Genomic DNA, 19,177 nt, shown 5'->3' on the forward strand with positions numbered 1-19,177 from the left:
AACATCCACTATGGTGATAGCTATTATAAATGGAAAAAACGTGACCTCGTCTCGTGACAGAGAGAACGAAGCATGAGAAAAGGGCCGAGCAACCACGCAGGGAATACCCACCCACAATTGTTCGCTTGTGCCATTCTCAAAAAGAAAGGAGTTTACTTATGGTTAATCAAACGTTTGAACAATTTTCTGATGAAATGTGGGTTATTGCTGTTCAAGTAGCTACTGTCTGGACAGAACCGCAATCTGCGAGAGATATCGATGAGACAGGTATATCAAACCCTACAGATATCGACGAATGGATCAATCAACTGTCCTATGAGGATAGCCTTGCGCTTTGTAATGAAGACCGTGTGCAAACGCAGGCTTTATACGGAGAGCCTGTACAAATTACAGCAGTTAAAGAAGAGTGGGCTCATGTGGTTATCCCTTCACAGCCGTCACATAAAGATGAATGTGGCTACCCAGGCTGGATACCATTTAGGCAATTGAAAAAAGTATCAAAAAATGAGTGGCTTACTGAGCATATGGCAGCTGTAAAACAAGATAGAGCTTGGCTTGAATCAGACGCTGGAACAAAAGTAATGAAGCTTAGCTATATGACAATGCTGCCTGTTAAATCAATGGATAATGTACGAACAAAAGTGATAACGCCACACGGGATTTTAGTTTTGCCAACAGGAGCACTACATATTTTTCCATCAGACAATGGAATCGCTAAAGGAAATGGTGATGATATTGTTAAAGCGGTCGAACCGTTCCAAACACTTGATTATTTCTGGGGAGGGATGAGTTCCTTCGGCTATGATTGCTCAGGTCTGGCATATACCGCTTATAAGGCGAATGGCTATCAAATAGCGCGTGATGCCGGAGATCAGGCAAATGCGGGTGTACCAGTTAAATATAATCAATTACAGGCTGGTGACTTACTGTTTTTTGCTTATGAAGAAGGAAAGGGAAGACTGCATCATGTCGGTATCTATTATGGACATGGTAAGATGCTGCACTCTCCGCAAACAGGCAAAGGAATTGAAATCATTACCCTGGCTGGAACAAAATATGAAAAAGAACTATGTGCGGCAAGACGTTACTGGAAGGAGAGCAATTAACATGAAAGAAAAAATATTGGAAGTCAAAAACCTTAAAAAATATTTTGACATGGGTAAAGGTACAATGCTGCAGGCTGTAAATGATGTGAGCTTTCATGTAAATAAAGGAGAAACCTTTGGCTTAGTTGGGGAATCTGGCTGCGGAAAATCGACAATTGGCCGTACAATCCTTGGGCTATATAATAAAACAGCTGGAGACGTTATTTTTGATAATGAGAATGTTCATGCATTATCTGAAAAAGAGCGATTTCAATTTTACCGGAGAATGCAGATGATTTTTCAGGATCCTTATGCATCTTTAAATCCAAGGTCGACGGTAAGGGAAGTGATCTCAGAGCCAATGGAGGTTCATGGACTATACAAAAACAAAAAAGCGCAATTGGAGCGAGTGTACCAGCTATTAGAAGAGGTTGGTTTGAATCGGGATCATGCCAACCGCTATCCACATGAATTTAGTGGGGGACAACGTCAACGAATCGGAATTGCACGTGCCTTGGCACTAAACCCGGATTTTATTATTGCAGATGAACCGATTTCCGCTTTAGATGTATCTGTTCAAGCACAAGTAGTCAATTTGTTAAAGGAGCTTCAGCTGGAAAAGGGGCTTACCTTTTTATTTATTGCTCATGACCTGTCGATGGTAAAGCAGTTTTCAGACCGCATTGGAGTTATGTATTTAGGAAATATGGTAGAGCTGACAGAAAGCAATCAGCTCTATGAAAAACCGCTCCATCCATATACACAAGCATTGCTGTCAGCTATTCCAATTCCAGACCCTGATATTGAAGAGAAACGGGAACGCATCATTTTAGAAGGCGAGCTACCGAGCCCGACCAATCCACCAAGTGGGTGTGTCTTCAGAACGCGCTGTCCAGTGGCAATGGAAGTATGCTCACAAGTGAAACCAGTATGGCAGGAGATAGAACAGGAGCACTTCGTAGCCTGTCATTTGTATGATGAGACAATCGATCATAAAAAATCCATTAAAGTTAAACCCGAAACGTTACCTGTTCATTAATCCATTCATAGCTTTCTCCAGCATTATAAAATTAAAGGTCTATTTTAGCTTTGCAGTGTATAGATTTATTAGTAGAGGCTGCTCAGAAAAAGGGGAATTACTTTTATTTTCCTTTTAGAACAAGCACTAGTAGAGCAACTAGAATAGAACTCTACTTTAATAATTGCAAAGGGGGAGAGCTGTGAACAAAAGAAAACACACATATTATTCCAATTCTGTAACAAAATCCTTGAAAAAAAAGAAATCGTCCTTGGAAAAGCAAATAATGAAAAAACAGCAACGGAAATTGGAGTATACGAAAACACAACCAGCACCACTCAAAAAAATTATTCCTTTAAAAAATCGAAAAACACGGTATTTCGATAATCGGAACCAATCGACATGGAAGATCCCTACTGCGATTGTATTATCCGGGCTATTGTTATTCATACTTGTTATCCCTGCGGTTATCGTAGCGATGTTTGGTGACGGAAAGCAGGAATCTATTGCGACACAGGAGAAAGAAACAGAAGCAACGGTGGAATTAGATCAATCACCAATTTCTGTAGCAGTAATGCGACAGGCGAAAGATACAGTGGAGGATCTGCCACTGGAAGATTATGTAGCTGGAGTTGTTGCTTCAGAGATGCCAGCTACATTTGAATTAGAGGCATTAAAAGCACAGGCTCTCGCTGCCCGAACATTTACAATTAATCATCTATTACATGGTAATGCAGAAGGTAACTATGACGTAACCGATACGGTGAATCATCAAGTTTTTAAAAATGAGCAAGAGCTGAAGCAATTATGGGGTAAAAAATACGCTGATAATATGAACAAAATAAAACGAGCGGTTCAGGAAACAGAGGGCCAGATTTTAACTTATAATGATGCACCAATCAATGCAGCCTTTTTTTCTACGAGCAATGGGTATACAGAAAACTCTGAGGAATATTGGGAAAATGAGGTTTCCTACTTAAGAAGCGTTGAGAGTCCGTGGGACCTTGATTCACCAGAATACCTTGGTCGAGAAACATATACAATTGCACAAGTGGAAGAAGCACTTGCAATTGACCTTCCAGAGGAGGATCCTTTATATATCGAAATGGAACGAACGGAAAGTGGGCGGGTCAGTAACATTGTAATTGAAGATAATAAGTTTACAGGCAGGGAAGTTAGAGAAGGACTTGACCTTAAATCGAGTGACTTTACGGTAACGCAAAACAACGGTCATCTTATTTTTACAACAGAAGGCTTTGGTCATGGTGTTGGAATGAGCCAATACGGTGCAGATGGAATGGCTAAAGAAGGCAAGACCTATGAAGAAATCGTCCAACATTATTATCAGGATGTTGATATTAGTACAATAAATGAAACAGCACCAACCCTCGTCTCGAAATAGACGAGGGTTTTTATTGTGAGGTAAATGAAATGTTTGATTCTGTATCTAAAAAATTCTATGAGCGTTCACCTTGATCAGTTGAACATATACTGGGGTTCAGATATCCATATCCATGATGAGTTACCGAATGAGCATGCATTTTCATTTTTGGGTCACTCATCCTTCTTATGAGTTACCGAATGAGCATGCATTTACACTTTTGGGTCGCTCATCCTTCTTATGAGTACCGAATGAGCATGCGTTTACACTTTTGGGTCGCTCATCCTTCTTATGAGTTACCGAATGAGCATGCGTTTACACTTTTGGGTCGCTCATCCTTCTTATGAGTTACCGAATGAGCATGCATTTACATTATTGGGTCACTCATCCCTCCTATGAGTTACCGAATGAGCATGCATTTACATTATTGGGTCACTCATCCCTCCTATGAGTTACCGAATGAGCATGCATTTACACTTTTGGGTCGCTCATCCTTCTTATGAGTTACCGAATGAGCATGCATTTACACTTTTGGGTAACTCATCCCTCTTATGAGTTACCGAATGAGCATGCATTTACACTTTTGGGTCGCTCATCCTTCTTATGAGTTACCGAATGAGCATGCATTTACACTTTTGGGTCGCTCATCCCTCCTATGAGTTACCGAATGAGCATGCATTTACACTTTTGGGTCACTCATCCCTCCTATGAGTTACCGAATGAGCATGCGTTTACACTTTTGGGTCGCTCATCCTTCTTATGAGTTACCGAATGAGCATGCATTTACACTTTCGGGTAACTCATCCCTCTTATGAGTTACCGAATGAGCATGCATTTACACTTTTGGGTCGCTCATCCTTCTTATGAGTTACCGAATGAGCATGCATTTACACTTTTGGGTCGCTCATCCTTCTTATGAGTTACCGAATGAGCATGCGTTTACACTTTTGGGTAACTCATCCCTCTTATGAGTTACCGAATGATCATACTCCCTCTTTCACCGGTCTCGCATAACCTCTGTACCGAACTCACATTTACCCGAGTAATTTCTTACCTTTCCTCAATTCTAAAAAAAAATCCATAAAATCTATAAATTTTTTTGGGAGTGATGTATATATTCTTACTTTTCTGCTCACAATGGTTGCTGAGGTGATAAATTATGAGTGAAGAATTTAAAGGCGGTCCAAAAAATAAATGGAGTCGCATTTATCGCAAGAAGTGGTTTTTCCCAGCTTTATACTTGACGATTGCAGCTGTTTTATTGTCGGTGGTTGTGTGGTATCAAAATTTAGATAATCAAATCACAGATACGACAGAAACCGAGAACCTAGGTGAGGAATACAGCCCAATCCCAAATGAGGAGGGTGCAGAGCCGGTAATTGAGCAGCAGGAACTGATTCAAATGCCATTAGAAAACTCAGATCAAGCAGAAATCGTAACTAAATTTTTTGATTACAGCGCAGAACAAGAAGATCGAGAGAATGCTCTGGTGCTCTACAATAACAGGTTCTATCAAAGTACGGGAGTTGATATCACATCAGCTGATGCAGAAACATTTGATGTTGTAGCAGCTTTATCTGGTACTGTTGAGGAAGTAAAAGAGGATCCACTCTTAGGGAACGTTGTTATTCTATTACATGGCGAGGATGTAAAAACGTATTATGCCAGTTTAGAAGAGGTTAGTGTTTCTGCTGGTGCAGAAGTAAAACAAGGTGAAAAACTTGGTACTGCTGGTAAAAATATTTTTGGTAAAGATAACGGAACGCACGTCCATTTTGAAATCAGAAAAGATGGAAAAGAAGTGAATCCAGAAAGCTTTTTCAATCAGCCTGTAAGCAGCCTTGAAAGTATTACAGAGGAAGCTAAAGAAGACGCTGCAGTAAATGAAGAAGATGCTACAGTAGAAGAAGATTCTACTGTGAATGAAGAAGAGCAAGCAGATGAATCGGATCAAGTAACAGATACGGATGGGGAAGTTGAAGAGAATCCTGAAGATACTCCAAGTGATGAAGCTGATGACTCTGAAGAAGGAACAGATGAACAATTAGAAACTGAAAATGAATAAGACGAAAATACTCCGGAAAAACGTTTCTGGAGTATTTTTTTCTTTAAAGATGAAAAATCGATTATTTAAAAGCTGTATATTTATGCGTAAATTGTCGAACGATATTATATTTTCAATACAATAAATTGTGATAAAATATTATTGTTTTTAGAAATAATTTTTTTGGGCAAAAAACTAATAAACGTTTTCCTGTTTTAGGAAAAGGAGGAATAAGGTTGGTTATTGCAAAGTTTATGACTCCGTATTCGGAGCTTACAATAACAGAAATGATGAATATATTAAACTTGGAAAAGGATGCAGCGTCAGCAAAAGAATCGATGAAAAATATTTGTTTGCATTCAAAATCACAGAATATCCAAAAAAAAGGCATGGAATATTTGTATATATACGGATTTATACAAGAGCTTGAATTATTAATCCAAAAAAACCTAGAGTCGGACAACCCGTCAAATCGACTATGGGGTGGGATTTATCGTATTATGGTTGATCAGCGTTGCTTTAAGATTAGTCCGATAGAAACGCTGGATCAATTGGCGTACTTTAGGGGTCGCTATTCTACCAAAGAGCCGGAGTTATTATTTTTAATTGAATTGATTCAAGAAAAAGCATACCAGCATCTCAATCAATTTGATAAAATCGGGAATTTAATGGTTACACATCAACAATACTTTTCAGAAATTGAGGAAAGGCTGCTAGTTGTCTTTTTTAAAATAAGATTATACAAAATCAATGTAGTGTACCATATTATGCGAAATGAATTAATCATGGCTAGGAAATACGCCTATCGTGCATTAAATATGCTTGATAGTCCACAACTTCACGCACATGTACATACGTATTTAGGATTATCCTATACGCATGACGCGTATGAAAGTGGAATATATCATTTGGATCAAGCACTAAAAATTTCCGAGGATAATAATTTATATTATATGATTAATATACTCGAAAATTATAATATTCCGTTTCTATCTGCACATTACAAGATGGTAGAGAACATTCGTACAGCAGATAAAGGAGAACAAGCCCATATCGAATTAGCAAAAGGCAACAATGAAAAAGCAATCGATATTTTAAGTGAAATACCAAGCAAAACACCGTTTCAGCTTTATTATTTAGGAAAAGCAAAGCGGGATAAAGGATTATTGATGAAATCCTACAATCATTTTATCGGAAAACGTAGTGATTATTTTTTCAGTAAGCTACCGTTAGATGCGATGAAAAAATTATAGTGCAGTATACTAGTGGCATGATACTTTGTTCTTTTGAGCGAGGTATCTTTTTTGTTCATAGTCATAGCAGTTGCAGTTATCACTTCGCTTCTAAGTAATTGCAGTTTATAGGGAATAACCTCAAATTTATTCGAGTGGATACCATTCTATATGCCTCATCAGAGCATAACAGCAAAATTTTTTCGAAAATACATCTTGTCCCTTTCATTTATCCTAATAATTTTAATCATAAAGCATGAACTCCGCTAATAAGATGTTACAAACCATGCAAACGAACTGTCTGAGGTGAGAGCTTGTGTGATTTAGAAATCTTCCTTTTACTACACGCTCCTCATGGAATATTATCTGATAACCGTTGTTTATTCATAAAATTGTTGGTACATACTCCATATTCTACTTAGTGTTATCTTTTCATTAATATCGATATCTCGTTGTAACGCCATGTCTCAGTACCTACACCTCGGAAGTAATCAACTTAGGGAGGCGAACGGTGTGCATGATTACATCAAAGAGAGAACGATCAGGATAGGAAGGCATGTCGTGGAGACAAGAAAAACAGTCCGAACGATTGCAAAGGAATTTGGTGTTTCCAAAAGCACAGTTCATAAAGATTTAACAGAACGATTGCCGGAGATAAATCCAGAGCTGGCAAATCAAGTAAAGGAAATTCTAGAATATCATAAAGCAATTCGACATTTACGGGGGGGAGAAGCGACAAGACAAAAGTATAAAATTGATGGGAAAAAAGTACCAGAGGAAAAACCAGCCGGTTGAATGAGCGTAGGAAATTTGATGCGCTTTTGTAAAACACGACATCAATAAATTTGTTTTAACTAGTATACGCCCGGATAATCCATCCGGGATCTTCTATTATTTGCTCTCTATTTACACCTCCTATCCCTTCTCTAAACAGTGGAAAAATCAACCATGACATGCACTTACAGCTTTTTCTGCATCCTTCTACAAACTTGCCTATTTTTATACACAAAAAAATTTCACAAAGAGCAGTTAATTGTTGAAATTTGTGGTAAAATATTATACTAGTAGCATTGTGTCAAAATGACCATGCAAGATAGTAACGCTAGGAGGATCTAGATTCATGTTTTCTAGAGATATTGGAATCGACCTTGGAACTGCCAATGTTTTGATTCATGTAAAAGGAAAAGGAATTGTATTAAATGAACCATCTGTTGTAGCAATGGACCGAAATACTGGAAAAGTATTAGAAGTTGGTGAAGAAGCACGACGTATGGTTGGACGTACACCAGGAAATATTGAAGCCACTCGTCCATTGAAAGATGGAGTTATTGCTGACTTTGATGTAACAGAAGCTATGTTAAAGCATTTTATAAATAAAATTAATGTGAAAGGATTGCTTTCGAAGCCAAGAATGCTTATTTGCTGCCCAACGAACATTACAAAAGTGGAGCAAAAGGCAATTAAGGAAGCGGCTGAGAAGTCTGGCGGGAAAAAAGTCTATTTGGAAGAAGAGCCGAAAGTAGCAGCGATTGGCGCTGGAATGGAAATCTTTCAACCGAGCGGTAATATGGTTGTAGACATTGGTGGTGGAACGACAGATGTAGCTGTTCTTTCCATGGGTGGAATTGTAACATCGGAATCCATCAAAATGGCCGGTGATAAGTTTGATATTGATATTCTTCAGTACATTAAAAAGAAATATAAGCTTTTAATTGGTGAACGTACGGCAGAGGATATTAAGATTAATGTTGCTACCGTCTTTAAAGGGTCACGTGATGAAGAAATGGAAATCAGGGGCCGTGATATGGTGACTGGATTACCACGTACGATTACAGTAGGTTCAGCAGAAATCCAGGAGGCACTAAGTGAGTCTGTATCCCTTATTGTACAAGCAGCGAAAACGGTGCTTGAACGTACTCCTCCTGAATTATCTGCAGATATTATTGATCGTGGAGTTATTCTAACCGGTGGTGGAGCATTATTACATGGTATCGATCAGCTCTTAGCGGAAGAATTGAAGGTCCCTGTATTTATTGCTGAAGACCCGATGGATTGTGTTGCCAAAGGAACGGGAATCATGCTTGAGAATATCGATAAAATAGAACGCAGCAAAATTGGTTAATTTGATATAAAGAGAAGGATTATTATCTCTTAGTACATATCTTACACGTGCGAGTTCAAAATGGAACTAGAAATTTGGTATGTCATTTTTACCGACTTTTTGAACACCCTCTTGTAATTTACTCAAATGGAAAAGCAGTGCCCTGTGGAGGAGGAATGAAACATGTTACGAGGCTTTTATACAGCAGCAAGTGGAATGATATCACAGCAAAGGCAACAGGAAGCTTTAGCGAATAATATTGCAAATGCGAATACACCAGGTTATAAAGCAGATCAGACAACCTTACGTGCCTTTCCTGAGTTATTGCTAAAGGAAATGGGATCGCAGGAACGTCTTTCTACGACACAGGGAGGATTGCAATTTCCTATTCAGAAACCGATTGGTTCAATTAACACTGGTGTTTATGTACAAGAAACAATCCCCAATTTTGTCCAAGGTGATATTAGAGAGACTGGTATAGCTACCGACATCGCGCTTGTAGATGGAACGATGCCCGATGATGCGGGTTCCTTGTTTTTTACGGTGCAAAACGAGGCTGGAGAAGTTCGCTATACGCGCAATGGAAATTTTACCGTTGATGGCGAGGGTTTACTTGTAACGAATCAAGGATACTACGTACTTGACAATGCTGGTAATCCAATTGAAACGAATGGAATGGAATTTGAGGTTTCATCAGAAGGCGTCTTACAAACACCTGAGCATGCAGTACAGCTTGGTATTTCATACACCGCAGATGTCAACGGAATGGCGAAAGAAGGAAATGATCTTTTCACTGGTGATGCAGAACAGATTCCAGAAGGAGCAACTTTTTCAATTCATCAAGGTTTTCTTGAGCAATCAAATGTAGATACACTGCAAACCATGACAGATATGATGAATGCTTACCGGATGTTCGAAACGAATCAGCGTGTACTAAGAGCTTATGATGAAAGTATGGGAAAAGCAGTTTCGGAAATCGGTCGAATTGGGTAGGGGTTAAGGAGGTATTAACATGTCTCAAATAATGAATCAAGCAGCTGTAACGATGAACCAGCTGCAGCAAAAACTAGATATTATCGGTAATAATATGGCAAATAGTCAAACAACAGGCTACAAAAGTCGCCAAGCTGAATTTTCTTCACTGCTTTTTAATCAAATCAATAATTTATCTGCAGCAGCCAATGCTGAAGGTCGTCTAACTCCAGATGGTATACGGATTGGTTCTGGAGCTAAAATTGGTACAGTGAGTAACAATTTAGCGCTGGGTTCCATTTTAGAAACAGGAAGAGCTCTTGATGCTGCATTAACACGAGAAAACTACTTGTTTGAAATCCAAGTGGATCAGAATGGTCAGAATGAGACTTATTATACCCGAGATGGTTCTTTCTTTCTCAGCCCGGTAAACAATAATCAGGCAGTCATGTTAACGACAGGTGACGGTCATCCAGTAATTGGTCAAGATGGCCCTATTGTTCTTGCAGAAGGATTTGATTCCATTGCAATTCGGGAGAACGGTCAAATTGTAGTAACAAGAGGCGGGCAAAATGCCGTTGAAGCACAGTTAGCAGTTGTAGAAGCGGTTCGACCAAGTGTACTCGAAGCAGTAGGCGAGAACATGTTTCGTCTCCCTGATCTTGATAATCTCGGATTTGAGATGGATGAAATAATCGTGGAAACAGGTGCAAATGAAGATATGATACAAGGTGGCGCACTGGAGCAGTCAAATGTGGATTTATCGAAGCAAATTACCGATTTGATGACGACACAGCGTTCCTACCAATTTAATGCTAGAACTATTTCAATGGGTGACCAGATGATGGGACTCGTTAATCAGCTAAGATCCTAAAATAAGATTAACCCTTTTACCACGCATTAAAGGGCTGTAATACCCAAATGAGAAAAATAAGATTTGAATGTGGGGAACAGCTCATAAATTTCTGATTCTGTTCAACTAACAATCAGTGGAGAAAGAAAGGAACCTCCCACTGATTGAAGTTTCACTTTATTAGGTGATCATACCTGATTATGTTACACTTTAAATAAGAAAAAGCGTTTAGATATGTAGGGGAATAAGGAGCAACAAACTATGTCAACAAATCAATCTGAAAAAACGTCTAGAAGAGCTCTGAAAGAAGAAAACCATGCAACAAAGAAGACGAAAGCACCGAAAGAGTCTCCTAAGGCTAGTTCAGCTTCAGATAAACAGTCTAGAAAACAGCAAAAGCTAAAACAAAAGGCAGAAAGATTGGAGAATAGAAGACCGCGTCGTCGTATTTTTCCAATTTGGCTACGGATTATCATTGTTTTAATTCTTGCTGCTGCTGCATTAGTTGCTGGATTGATGATTGGCTATGGAATTATTGGTGATGGTGTTCCCACGGATGCACTAAAAAAAGAAACGTGGCAGCATATCATTGATATCGTTACAAAGGCAGAATAATTAACTAGTACCTATATATGTAAGAACAAAGGCTATCGCATAAAGGTTTGCGGTAGCCTTTGTTTCATGTTAGGTGATTTTCCTACCTGTCACAAGTCTAAAAATTAAAAGAATCAACGCTATAACGAGCAGTATATGAACAAGTCCGCCTGCTATTTCAAATGAAAATCCAAGTAACCAAAAGATGATAAGCAAGCCAATAATAGTCCAAAGCACAGCTTATTCTCCTTTCTGAAAGTGATTATTTAAGAATTCTTATATATTCTAAGTACCTTTTATCGCTTTGTTTCAAACATATCAACTGTTATAATGAAATAATATAAAGCCTATAAGTGATAAAGGAGCAAGATAGCATGTTGAACATAGAACAAATTAAAGAAATTATCCCCCATCGATATCCGTTTTTATTGGTTGATAAAGTAACTGAAATGGAAGAAGGAAAACGCGTTGTTGGTCTTAAAAATGTGAGTATTAATGAGCCATTTTTTCAAGGTCATTTCCCGGATTACCCGGTCATGCCAGGGGTTTTAATTGTCGAGGCGCTAGCACAGGTTGGTGCAATTGCAGTATTAAACATTGAAGGAAACAAAGGCAAGATTGGCTTCCTTGCAGGAGTTGATAAATGCCGATTTAAACGCCAAGTAAAACCAGGTGATCAGTTAAAACTGGACGTAGAAATTCTACGAATGAAAGGCCCAGTTGGTAAAGGAAAAGGCATCGCCACCGTGGATGGCGAGCTGGCTTGTGAAGCAGAAATTACCTTTGCAATTAAATAAAGTGAGCACCCTTTTCATTTGTTTGAAAAAAATATAACAGTAAAACCATAACTGATTCGTCTGCACCATGAAAATGGGATTTTTATCAATAATTTCATCATTAATTCGTATGTCTTCTTTAAAAATGGTTAAGCTAATGGCGATAGTGAACATCTCAAAGGAGGAATTAATGATGAAAAGCAAATTGCTTATCAGATTAGGTGCACCTGTTTTAGCATTATCCTTAGTCACAGCATGTGGCATGGGGAATGACGATCAGGATCCTGTTAATGAAGAAGCTCCACTGAATGAAGAGGGAGATATGAATGAAATGGATCCTGCACAAGAAGAAAACACTGATCAACAGGATGGCATGATGGAAGATGGTAATCAGAATGAAGCACCGAATGACAATTTACGTGATGAGGATAGATAAAGAAAGAATCTTGAGCTAGGTTCTGAGAAAACCCAATTTTGCTTACCCCTTTTATGAATTTTTTGATAATTGGGTAGCTGAATTACAAAACAACCTCGTTACTTAAGCAATTAAAAAGCAGAACTAACCACAAAGGAGTTCTGCTTTTTTAGTTTATTTCAATTGAAGCTGATGACCAGTTTTGGCTTATTGAGCAAATTGTTCGACTCTATGCTTCTGAGAAACAGCGTGTAATAAATTTAAATCCTGGTCGTTCACTTTAAAGCTTTACATCAATCTGGTTTCCTAATGTTGGATGTGGAGGAGTGGAATCCTGTAACATTTCCATAAGCTGTAAACCTTGCTGTTCAGCAACATTCTTAATGTTATCCATAATTGCTAAGCTTGCATCTGTACGAACTTGATGATTATTCATTGCCATAGACATAGCTGCGATATCCATTTAAAATCCCTCGCTTTAACGTATAAAATAAAGTGTTCGCTACAGCGAGTATATCATACATGTTGTACAGTTGTTCAGCATTGGCGAATTTTTTATTTTTCTTTATTATCTTCTTTCTTTTCATTCCCTTGCGCTTCTTTCATATCATTCGATTGCAATTGCGAGCCTTTTTCTGTTTCACGATCATCAAGTTGTATTTTTTGTTTCTTTTTGTTGTTGGTCATTTATTTGCCTCCTTCTTTCACTTTATACTTAACAATACCCTTTCAATTAAGATTAAAAACAAAAACAGAGGACGCAAGTAATTTTAATTATGGTGAAAGCGTTTCGTTTTTAGTGAAATCTTTTGATATTTCTAGTAAAATAGCCTTAGTCCATACTATATAGTTATATTATGGTAAATAAGTTAAAAATAGGCGGTGGAAGGATGGAAAGGCTATATATTATATCTTCTGACACAAAAGCAATTATGCGTACTGCATCTTCATATTACCGATCGAAAGTATTAGAAGGCAACGAAGATAAGTTTTCCATTAAAAGTCCAGAGCAGATCATTGACAATAGTTGTCTTCTTTATGGTGCCGATTTAAAAGGGAGAAAACAAGCAGTAAGGAAAATCCTGTCCACAACCTCCAAATTACCAGTCCCCATTTCTCCAACACGAGGCGTATTTATGTTTCCAACATCATCGACTAAAAATAAAGATTGTGTCTGGATAGCTTTCCATCAGGTTAAATTTTATGAACAACGGGCCGATAGGACCTATATTGGATTTTTTGATGATACAGGAATTTATGTAAATGCCTCAGAAAATTCAATTGATGCACAGTATAAACGAACGAGTCAAGTTATCGTACATTACAATAGGCGAATTTTGTTTGGTTTTGGAAGTGACATGTATTAACGAGAAATGTACCATGGCTGCTTATAGAATGAGTAAAGCTAGAAGCGATAAAAAGTGAAACGTTTGCTGTGTTAAAACGTATATAAAAATGAAGTTATTTATAATCGGCACACGATTAGATTCTGATGCACAGCGATGATGTGTCAATTTTATAAAAACGGGAAATATAGTAAGAGCTTTTTATATTATAAACTGATTGTATGATAAGGAGGTGGTAATCCATATGTCGATATCACGTATTTTTAAATGGATTACTGGAATATTTGAAGCACTATTAGGAATTCCTATACTTGGAGGATTGTACATTCTTTCAAATGCATGGACACCACTATTTGTCATGCTGATTCTCCATATTATTACCTTAATCCTTGCGAAAAAGGATAATGGATCTGGATTTGGTAGCGTATTTGGAATTATCACATCAATCTTCGGCTGGATTCCGATTGTTGGAATGATTATGCATATCATTACAGCTTTAGTCCTTATTCTTTCGGCATCAAGACCGGAGGGTAGACAATACGTTTAATTTCAGAAAAGAATCTTCAGGGCTTTTGAGTATGAGCGATAGTTTGGGGATATAGAGTTAATAGCGAGCTTGATAGAGCAATTAAATTGAAATATAAAAAATACTGCTATTGCGATAGCAGTATTTTTTATACTTAGTTTAAATAGACCACCAATGAAAGCCGTCTTTTGCAAGTAACTCATCTGCTGCTTCAGGCCCCATGGAACCTGAGCGGTAGTTAGGGAAATCAGCAGTCTTGTTTGACCATTCATTAATAATCGTGTCAACGAACTTCCAAGATAGTGCAACCTCATCCCAATGTGTAAAGTTTGTCGCATCACCAATCATGCAATCATAAAGCAGCTTTTCGTAAGCTTCTGGTGTGTTAATTCCTGGAACTGGATTATGATTATAGGCAAGTTGAATTGGCTCTGCAAGGGAACCGGATCCTGATTTCTTCGCATTTAAACAAAGTGTAATCCCTTCGTTAGGCTGAATATTAATAATCAGCAGGTTAGGGTGTCTATCTTTGTCCTTTTTATAATATAAATTCATCGGGATGTCGTTGAATTCAATTACAATTTTCGTTGACTTTTCCGCTAAACGTTTACCAGTACGAATATAGAATGGTACACCAGCCCAACGGTAGTTATCAATGAGCAGCTTTCCAGCTACAAAAGTCTCTGTATTGGAATTTTCCAGCTCATCAGCCTCATCAACATATGCTGGAACTGTCTCCCCACCGATTTTTCCAACGCCATATTGTCCACGTACAAAGAAATTGTCTATTTCTTTTGGATTGATTGGACGAAGTGCACGAAGTACTTTTATTTTTTCAGACCGAATTTCATCCGTTGTTAGCTTAATTGGAGGCTCCATTGCTAGTAAAGCAACCATTTGCAGCATATGATTCTGGACCATATCTCTAGTAGCCCCAGAAGTGTCATAGTAGCGTGCTCTTTCTTCTACGCCTAATGTCTCACTTGAAGTAACTTGGACGTTTGAAATAAAGCGGTTGTTCCATAAATGTTCAAAAATTCCATTAGCAAAACGGATGACTTCAATATTTTGAACCATTTCTTTACCTAAATAGTGGTCAATCCGATAAATCTGATCTTCATCGAAAGCTGCGCGTAACTGCTTATTTAACTTTCTGGCAGATTTTATATCTATTCCAAATGGTTTTTCAATCACAAGTCGTGACCAACCAGCAGAATCCTTTAATCCGTATTCTTGTAATTTATTAGCAATTGTTCCAAAGAACTCTGGTGCCATTGCTAGATAAAAGATACGGTTCTCCTCTGTTTCATATGCACCTTCTAATTCCTTTATTAATGCATTTAATCCACTGTAGGAAGAATCATCAGTCACATCGAATGATTGATAATAGAAGTGGGATACAAATTCCTCAAGATCTTCCTTTGGAGAAACTGCCTCTTTAATGGAATTCGATACATTTTCGCGTAAAACTTCATCTGTCCAAGGTCGGCGGGCCAATCCAACAACAGCGAAATTTTCACTAATTTTACCACTCTGATAAAGGCGATATATCGAAGGGAACAATTTTCGTTTCGCTAGATCACCTGTTGCTCCAAATATTACGATAACCGATTTTGGCTGCAATTCATTACTCATGTTTTCGTTCCCTCGCTTTTACTATATATATACATCTATTTTATAGGAAATAAAATATTAATCAAATAATGGATACTTAAATCGAGAACTTCTTAAATGCCATACACTGCTATTATTTGAATAGCATCCGAGATTTATTTACTAACTGATTGATAACGCCTGAAAACATCAGACCAATTGCTATTCCTCCCGAAAGCAGCATGACCTGAGCAGAAAGCTGAACACCTGTATAATAATCATTTTCCACAAAGTTGCGCATCGCATTATAGGCGATACCACCGGGGACGAGCGGGATAACCCCAGATACGGTAAAGATAATAATCGGCTTTTTAAAAATCTTAGCACATGTATGGCTTAAAACAGCAACAAGCATTGCGGCAAAAGTCGTAGCTGGTACGGCATCCATTCCTGCCTCAACCAAAACATAATAAAGAATCCAGCCAAACATACCGACTAGCCCGCATTGGACGAGCGCATTCCGTGGAGCATTAAACAATATCCCAAAACCGGCAGAGGCTATAAAGCTTGTAATAAGCTGCTGCATAATAATCATGTTTCAACCTCCAAAATGAATACTCTGTTTTAAACAAATGCAATAATAAGTGCAACACCTGCGCCGATAGCAAATGCTGTCAGTAAAGCCTCCACACCTTTAGAAAGGCCAGAAACAAGATGGCCAGCCATCAAGTCACGGATTGCATTCGTTATATGTAAACCTGGCACAAGCGGCATGACGGCACCGATAATGGTCTTATCTAGAGCATTCCCGAATCCGCAGTATAGAAATAATAGGGCAGATAAGCCAATTAAAAAAGCACCGAAAAATTCAGCAAGGAAGCGAATTTCTATTACTCGCTCAAACCCAAGCATTCCTGCAAAGCCAAATGCTCCAGCTATACAGCTAGGAATAAAATCATTCCAAGTACCGCCGAACATAATGGCGAAGCATCCACTCACAAGTGCTGCAGCAAGGATTTGTGCCCAGGCAGGGAATGTTAATTTTGCCTGATCAATTTTTTCCAGCTGTTCATATGCTTCCTTAATATCTAATTCTCCTGCTGTAATCTTTCGTGAAATATTATTTACCTCTGCAATTTTATGTAAATCAGTAGACCGATTCGTCACACGAAGGAAATTAGAAGTTCCTGCTATATCTAATGAAAAGCTAATACCAGTTGGTGTTGCATAGCTCTGTGGATTTTTAACACCAAAGGCAGTGGAAATACGGTCCATAGTATCCTCGACACGATATGTTTCGGCTCCACTGACTAACATGATTTTTCCTGCTAATATGCACACTTTTTCAATGGTAATTTGTTCAAACATAAAACCACCTGCCTCAAAAGCAATCGATTTGTTTATATTATAAAGTTTTGCCTGTGGGAATGAAAGAGAAAAAGCTCCTCGTGTTAGGAGCTTAAGCAACATTTATAAACATCAGAACTAAAGCAATGATTGGAACCGCATTGATAAGTGCAATAGCAATTATAGAAAACTGGTTCACTGCTTGTCTTCGATCTTCTTCAACATCTACTTTTCGCTGCAGGAAAATAAAGAACATCGCAAATGCCATCAAGATAATAATAATGAATGCTGGAACATAAAGGTCTTCAATAGATAATGGTACTGCATGAATGATGGCATAAATAATCATAATAAGAGGAACACTCTCGCTGATAGCAGCTCCAATGAAAAAATTTGTCTGCGCCTTAGCTACTTGCTCTGGATCTGCTTTAATCTTATCCAGGTTAATTTTGAAGACAATTAAGATACCGATGACAGCAATAATCGCAGCAGCAGTAAACAAATACGGACTCAAAATTAGAACACCACCTTTAATTGTAACCTTTTAATCAGAGTATTTTGAAATACCCAATAATAGTAGCACAAATTGCAATGTATGTCACCGAGAAGTGCACCAATTGTCGGATTAACGAGAAATCTGCTTGCAAATCTCATTATAATTTGCTAATTGCTACCAACTTTCGATATAATTTAAAGCAATTAAAGGTATTTAAAGGGGAAAAATTCACGTACTACATCAAGAACTGGCAACAAAGAACAGTAGGAGAATTCTATGTTTAATTATATTGATTTATTAATTGCATTTCTTATCGCATTCACTGCAGCTTTATTACTTACATATCCAGTAAAAATGTTTGCAATTAAAATCGGTGCGATGGATAAACCGAACAGCCGTAAAATACACATCAATGAAACGCCTAGACTAGGTGGTTTGGCGATATTTATTGGTGCTCTTTTGGGGACACTTTATTTACAGCCATATCACCAGCACTTACCTGAAATTCTAATTGGTTCCATTATTATTCTTATTACAGGTGCGCTCGATGACCGGTTCACGATTAAGCCCATTTTAAAATTGACAGGGCAATTGGCTGCGGCATTCCTTTTAGTGTCTTCCGGGCTAATTATTGAACGAATTACAATCCCGATATTTGGAGTTGTCGAGTTCGGATTTTTAAGTGTGCTTATTACAATACTATGGGTTGTAGGTATTGCAAATGCGATAAATCTGATTGATGGCTTGGATGGCTTAGCTACAGGTGTTACAACAATTGCCATGACAAGTATATTTGTAATGGCATTAATTGATACACAGATAATCGTTGCATTTTTAAGTATCGCATTAATAGGGGCCAACTTAGGATTTCTATATCATAATTTTTATCCAGCGAAAATTTATATGGGTGACACCGGTTCGAATTTTCTTGGGTATATGATTGCGGTTCTTTCAATGCTTGGATTGTTTAAAAATGTTACGTTTTTCAGTTTTATAATTCCAGTTATCATATTGGCAGTGCCAATTTTTGATACATTAGTAGCGATTGTGCGGCGAGCTTATAACAAAGAAAGTATTATGGCTGCGGATAACAAACACCTTCATTATCAGCTTATTCAAGCCGGATACAGTCACCGGAAGGCAGTCATCATTATTTATATTTTCAGTGCGTTATTTGGGGTAATGGGAATCTTGTTTTCCAATGCCAGTCCAACCTTATCCCTTATTATATCGCTCTTCGTTATTTTACTGCTCTATATTTTTGCCGAGCTTGCAGGAATTGTTATGGGTGGGAAACGTCCGATCGTTAGCATTTTAAGGAAAATTTTACGGAAAATAGAACGGTCACAATAAAGAGGCTTCCTAATTAGGAAGCCTCTTTATATGTGGTGTTTCTAG

General features: G+C 38.0%; 23 protein-coding genes. 15 read left to right on the top strand and 8 right to left on the bottom strand.

The annotated features are described in order from the left end of the window. Positions 1–158: 158 nt before the first annotated feature. The 10 genes from NYE61_RS16760 (at position 159) to NYE61_RS16805 (ending at position 11,301) form a co-directional block, all read left to right on the top strand. On the top strand, positions 159–1,106 hold the full coding sequence (locus NYE61_RS16760; RefSeq protein ID WP_303448348.1) for a C40 family peptidase: 948 nt from the start codon (positions 159–161) through the stop codon (positions 1,104–1,106). Position 1,107: 1 nt separating this feature from the next. Next, positions 1,108–2,124 (top strand): oligopeptide/dipeptide ABC transporter ATP-binding protein, encoded by a 1,017-nt coding sequence (locus NYE61_RS16765; protein ID WP_303448347.1) that lies wholly within the window; start codon positions 1,108–1,110, stop codon positions 2,122–2,124. A gap of 181 nt (positions 2,125–2,305) precedes the next feature. Further along, positions 2,306–3,505, top strand: coding sequence for a stage II sporulation protein D (gene spoIID / locus NYE61_RS16770; protein WP_303448346.1), 1,200 nt, complete (start codon positions 2,306–2,308; stop codon positions 3,503–3,505). A gap of 1,138 nt (positions 3,506–4,643) precedes the next feature. Continuing rightward, positions 4,644–5,549, top strand: coding sequence for a M23 family metallopeptidase (locus NYE61_RS16775; protein WP_095307856.1), 906 nt, complete (start codon positions 4,644–4,646; stop codon positions 5,547–5,549). Between the two features lie 215 nt (positions 5,550–5,764). After that, positions 5,765–6,781 (top strand): AimR family lysis-lysogeny pheromone receptor, encoded by a 1,017-nt coding sequence (locus NYE61_RS16780; RefSeq protein WP_095307857.1) that lies wholly within the window; start codon positions 5,765–5,767, stop codon positions 6,779–6,781. 492 nt (positions 6,782–7,273) lie between these two features. Further along, a complete protein-coding gene (gene spoIIID / locus NYE61_RS16785; RefSeq protein WP_095307858.1) occupies positions 7,274–7,555 on the top strand; it encodes a sporulation transcriptional regulator SpoIIID in 282 nt (93 codons plus the stop codon). A gap of 325 nt (positions 7,556–7,880) precedes the next feature. Beyond that, positions 7,881–8,882, top strand: a complete 1,002-nt coding sequence (locus NYE61_RS16790; protein WP_095307859.1) for a rod shape-determining protein — start codon at positions 7,881–7,883, stop codon at positions 8,880–8,882. Positions 8,883–9,044: 162 nt separating this feature from the next. After that, on the top strand, positions 9,045–9,854 hold the full coding sequence (locus NYE61_RS16795) for a flagellar hook-basal body protein (protein WP_303451276.1): 810 nt from the start codon (positions 9,045–9,047) through the stop codon (positions 9,852–9,854). Positions 9,855–9,873: 19 nt separating this feature from the next. After that, positions 9,874–10,707, top strand: a complete 834-nt coding sequence (locus tag NYE61_RS16800) for a flagellar hook-basal body protein (RefSeq protein ID WP_303451274.1) — start codon at positions 9,874–9,876, stop codon at positions 10,705–10,707. Positions 10,708–10,947: 240 nt separating this feature from the next. Further along, on the top strand, positions 10,948–11,301 hold the full coding sequence (locus tag NYE61_RS16805; protein WP_118888515.1) for a DNA-directed RNA polymerase subunit beta: 354 nt from the start codon (positions 10,948–10,950) through the stop codon (positions 11,299–11,301). A gap of 69 nt (positions 11,302–11,370) precedes the next feature. Here the strand turns inward: NYE61_RS16805 and NYE61_RS16810 are convergent, their stop codons facing one another. Next, the gene (locus NYE61_RS16810) at positions 11,371–11,517 is read right to left on the bottom strand and encodes a lmo0937 family membrane protein (RefSeq protein ID WP_118888516.1); all 147 of its coding nucleotides are present in this window, start codon (positions 11,515–11,517) and stop codon (positions 11,371–11,373) included. Between the two features lie 137 nt (positions 11,518–11,654). Here NYE61_RS16810 and fabZ point away from each other — a divergent pair, with 137 nt between their 5' ends. Together fabZ and NYE61_RS16820 are read left to right on the top strand one after the other, a co-directional pair. Further along, positions 11,655–12,077, top strand: a complete 423-nt coding sequence (fabZ, locus tag NYE61_RS16815) for a 3-hydroxyacyl-ACP dehydratase FabZ (RefSeq protein ID WP_095307863.1) — start codon at positions 11,655–11,657, stop codon at positions 12,075–12,077. Between the two features lie 169 nt (positions 12,078–12,246). Next, positions 12,247–12,492, top strand: coding sequence for a hypothetical protein (locus tag NYE61_RS16820; RefSeq protein WP_339316069.1), 246 nt, complete (start codon positions 12,247–12,249; stop codon positions 12,490–12,492). Positions 12,493–12,751: 259 nt separating this feature from the next. Here the strand turns inward: NYE61_RS16820 and NYE61_RS16825 are convergent, their stop codons facing one another. Genes NYE61_RS16825 through NYE61_RS16835 form a run of 3 tightly spaced genes read right to left on the bottom strand, consistent with a single transcriptional unit; the run spans position 12,752 to position 13,158 of the window. Next, the gene (locus tag NYE61_RS16825; RefSeq protein ID WP_251660267.1) at positions 12,752–12,907 is read right to left on the bottom strand and encodes a YjfB family protein; all 156 of its coding nucleotides are present in this window, start codon (positions 12,905–12,907) and stop codon (positions 12,752–12,754) included. Then, positions 12,900–13,058, bottom strand: coding sequence for a hypothetical protein (locus tag NYE61_RS16830; protein WP_339316072.1), 159 nt, complete (start codon positions 13,056–13,058; stop codon positions 12,900–12,902). The genes NYE61_RS16825 and NYE61_RS16830 overlap by 8 nt, the downstream gene beginning before the upstream one ends. After that, a complete protein-coding gene (locus tag NYE61_RS16835; protein ID WP_262366375.1) occupies positions 13,027–13,158 on the bottom strand; it encodes a hypothetical protein in 132 nt (43 codons plus the stop codon). The genes NYE61_RS16830 and NYE61_RS16835 overlap by 32 nt, the downstream gene beginning before the upstream one ends. 203 nt (positions 13,159–13,361) lie before the next feature. On the opposite strand from NYE61_RS16835, the gene NYE61_RS16840 reads away from it, so the two are divergent. Continuing rightward, positions 13,362–13,838, top strand: a complete 477-nt coding sequence (locus NYE61_RS16840) for a competence protein ComK (protein ID WP_095307866.1) — start codon at positions 13,362–13,364, stop codon at positions 13,836–13,838. 223 nt (positions 13,839–14,061) lie between these two features. Further along, positions 14,062–14,364 (top strand): hypothetical protein, encoded by a 303-nt coding sequence (locus NYE61_RS16845; protein ID WP_095307867.1) that lies wholly within the window; start codon positions 14,062–14,064, stop codon positions 14,362–14,364. Between the two features lie 138 nt (positions 14,365–14,502). On the opposite strand, the gene zwf is transcribed toward NYE61_RS16845, so the two are convergent. The 4 genes from zwf to NYE61_RS16865 all read right to left on the bottom strand — a co-directional run bounded on the left by zwf (position 14,503) and on the right by NYE61_RS16865 (position 17,797). After that, positions 14,503–15,978: a glucose-6-phosphate dehydrogenase gene (gene zwf, locus NYE61_RS16850; RefSeq protein WP_118888518.1), complete on the bottom strand. Its 1,476-nt coding sequence runs from the start codon at positions 15,976–15,978 to the stop codon at positions 14,503–14,505. Positions 15,979–16,090: 112 nt separating this feature from the next. Further along, positions 16,091–16,531 carry a threonine/serine exporter family protein gene (locus tag NYE61_RS16855; RefSeq protein ID WP_095307869.1) on the bottom strand — a complete coding sequence of 147 codons (441 nt, stop codon included), beginning with the start codon at positions 16,529–16,531 and terminating at the stop codon, positions 16,091–16,093. 29 nt (positions 16,532–16,560) lie between these two features. Further along, positions 16,561–17,304, bottom strand: a complete 744-nt coding sequence (locus tag NYE61_RS16860) for a threonine/serine exporter family protein (RefSeq protein WP_095307928.1) — start codon at positions 17,302–17,304, stop codon at positions 16,561–16,563. Positions 17,305–17,395: 91 nt separating this feature from the next. Further along, positions 17,396–17,797 carry a hypothetical protein gene (locus NYE61_RS16865; RefSeq protein WP_095307870.1) on the bottom strand — a complete coding sequence of 134 codons (402 nt, stop codon included), beginning with the start codon at positions 17,795–17,797 and terminating at the stop codon, positions 17,396–17,398. Positions 17,798–18,055: 258 nt separating this feature from the next. Between NYE61_RS16865 and NYE61_RS16870 the strand changes: the two genes are divergently transcribed. Then, positions 18,056–19,132, top strand: coding sequence for an MraY family glycosyltransferase (locus tag NYE61_RS16870; protein WP_095307871.1), 1,077 nt, complete (start codon positions 18,056–18,058; stop codon positions 19,130–19,132). The last annotated feature ends 45 nt before the right edge of the window (positions 19,133–19,177 follow it).

The sequence above is a fragment of the Oceanobacillus sp. FSL W7-1304 genome (assembly GCF_037969805.1).
GTDB lineage: Bacteria > Bacillota > Bacilli > Bacillales > Amphibacillaceae > Oceanobacillus > Oceanobacillus profundus.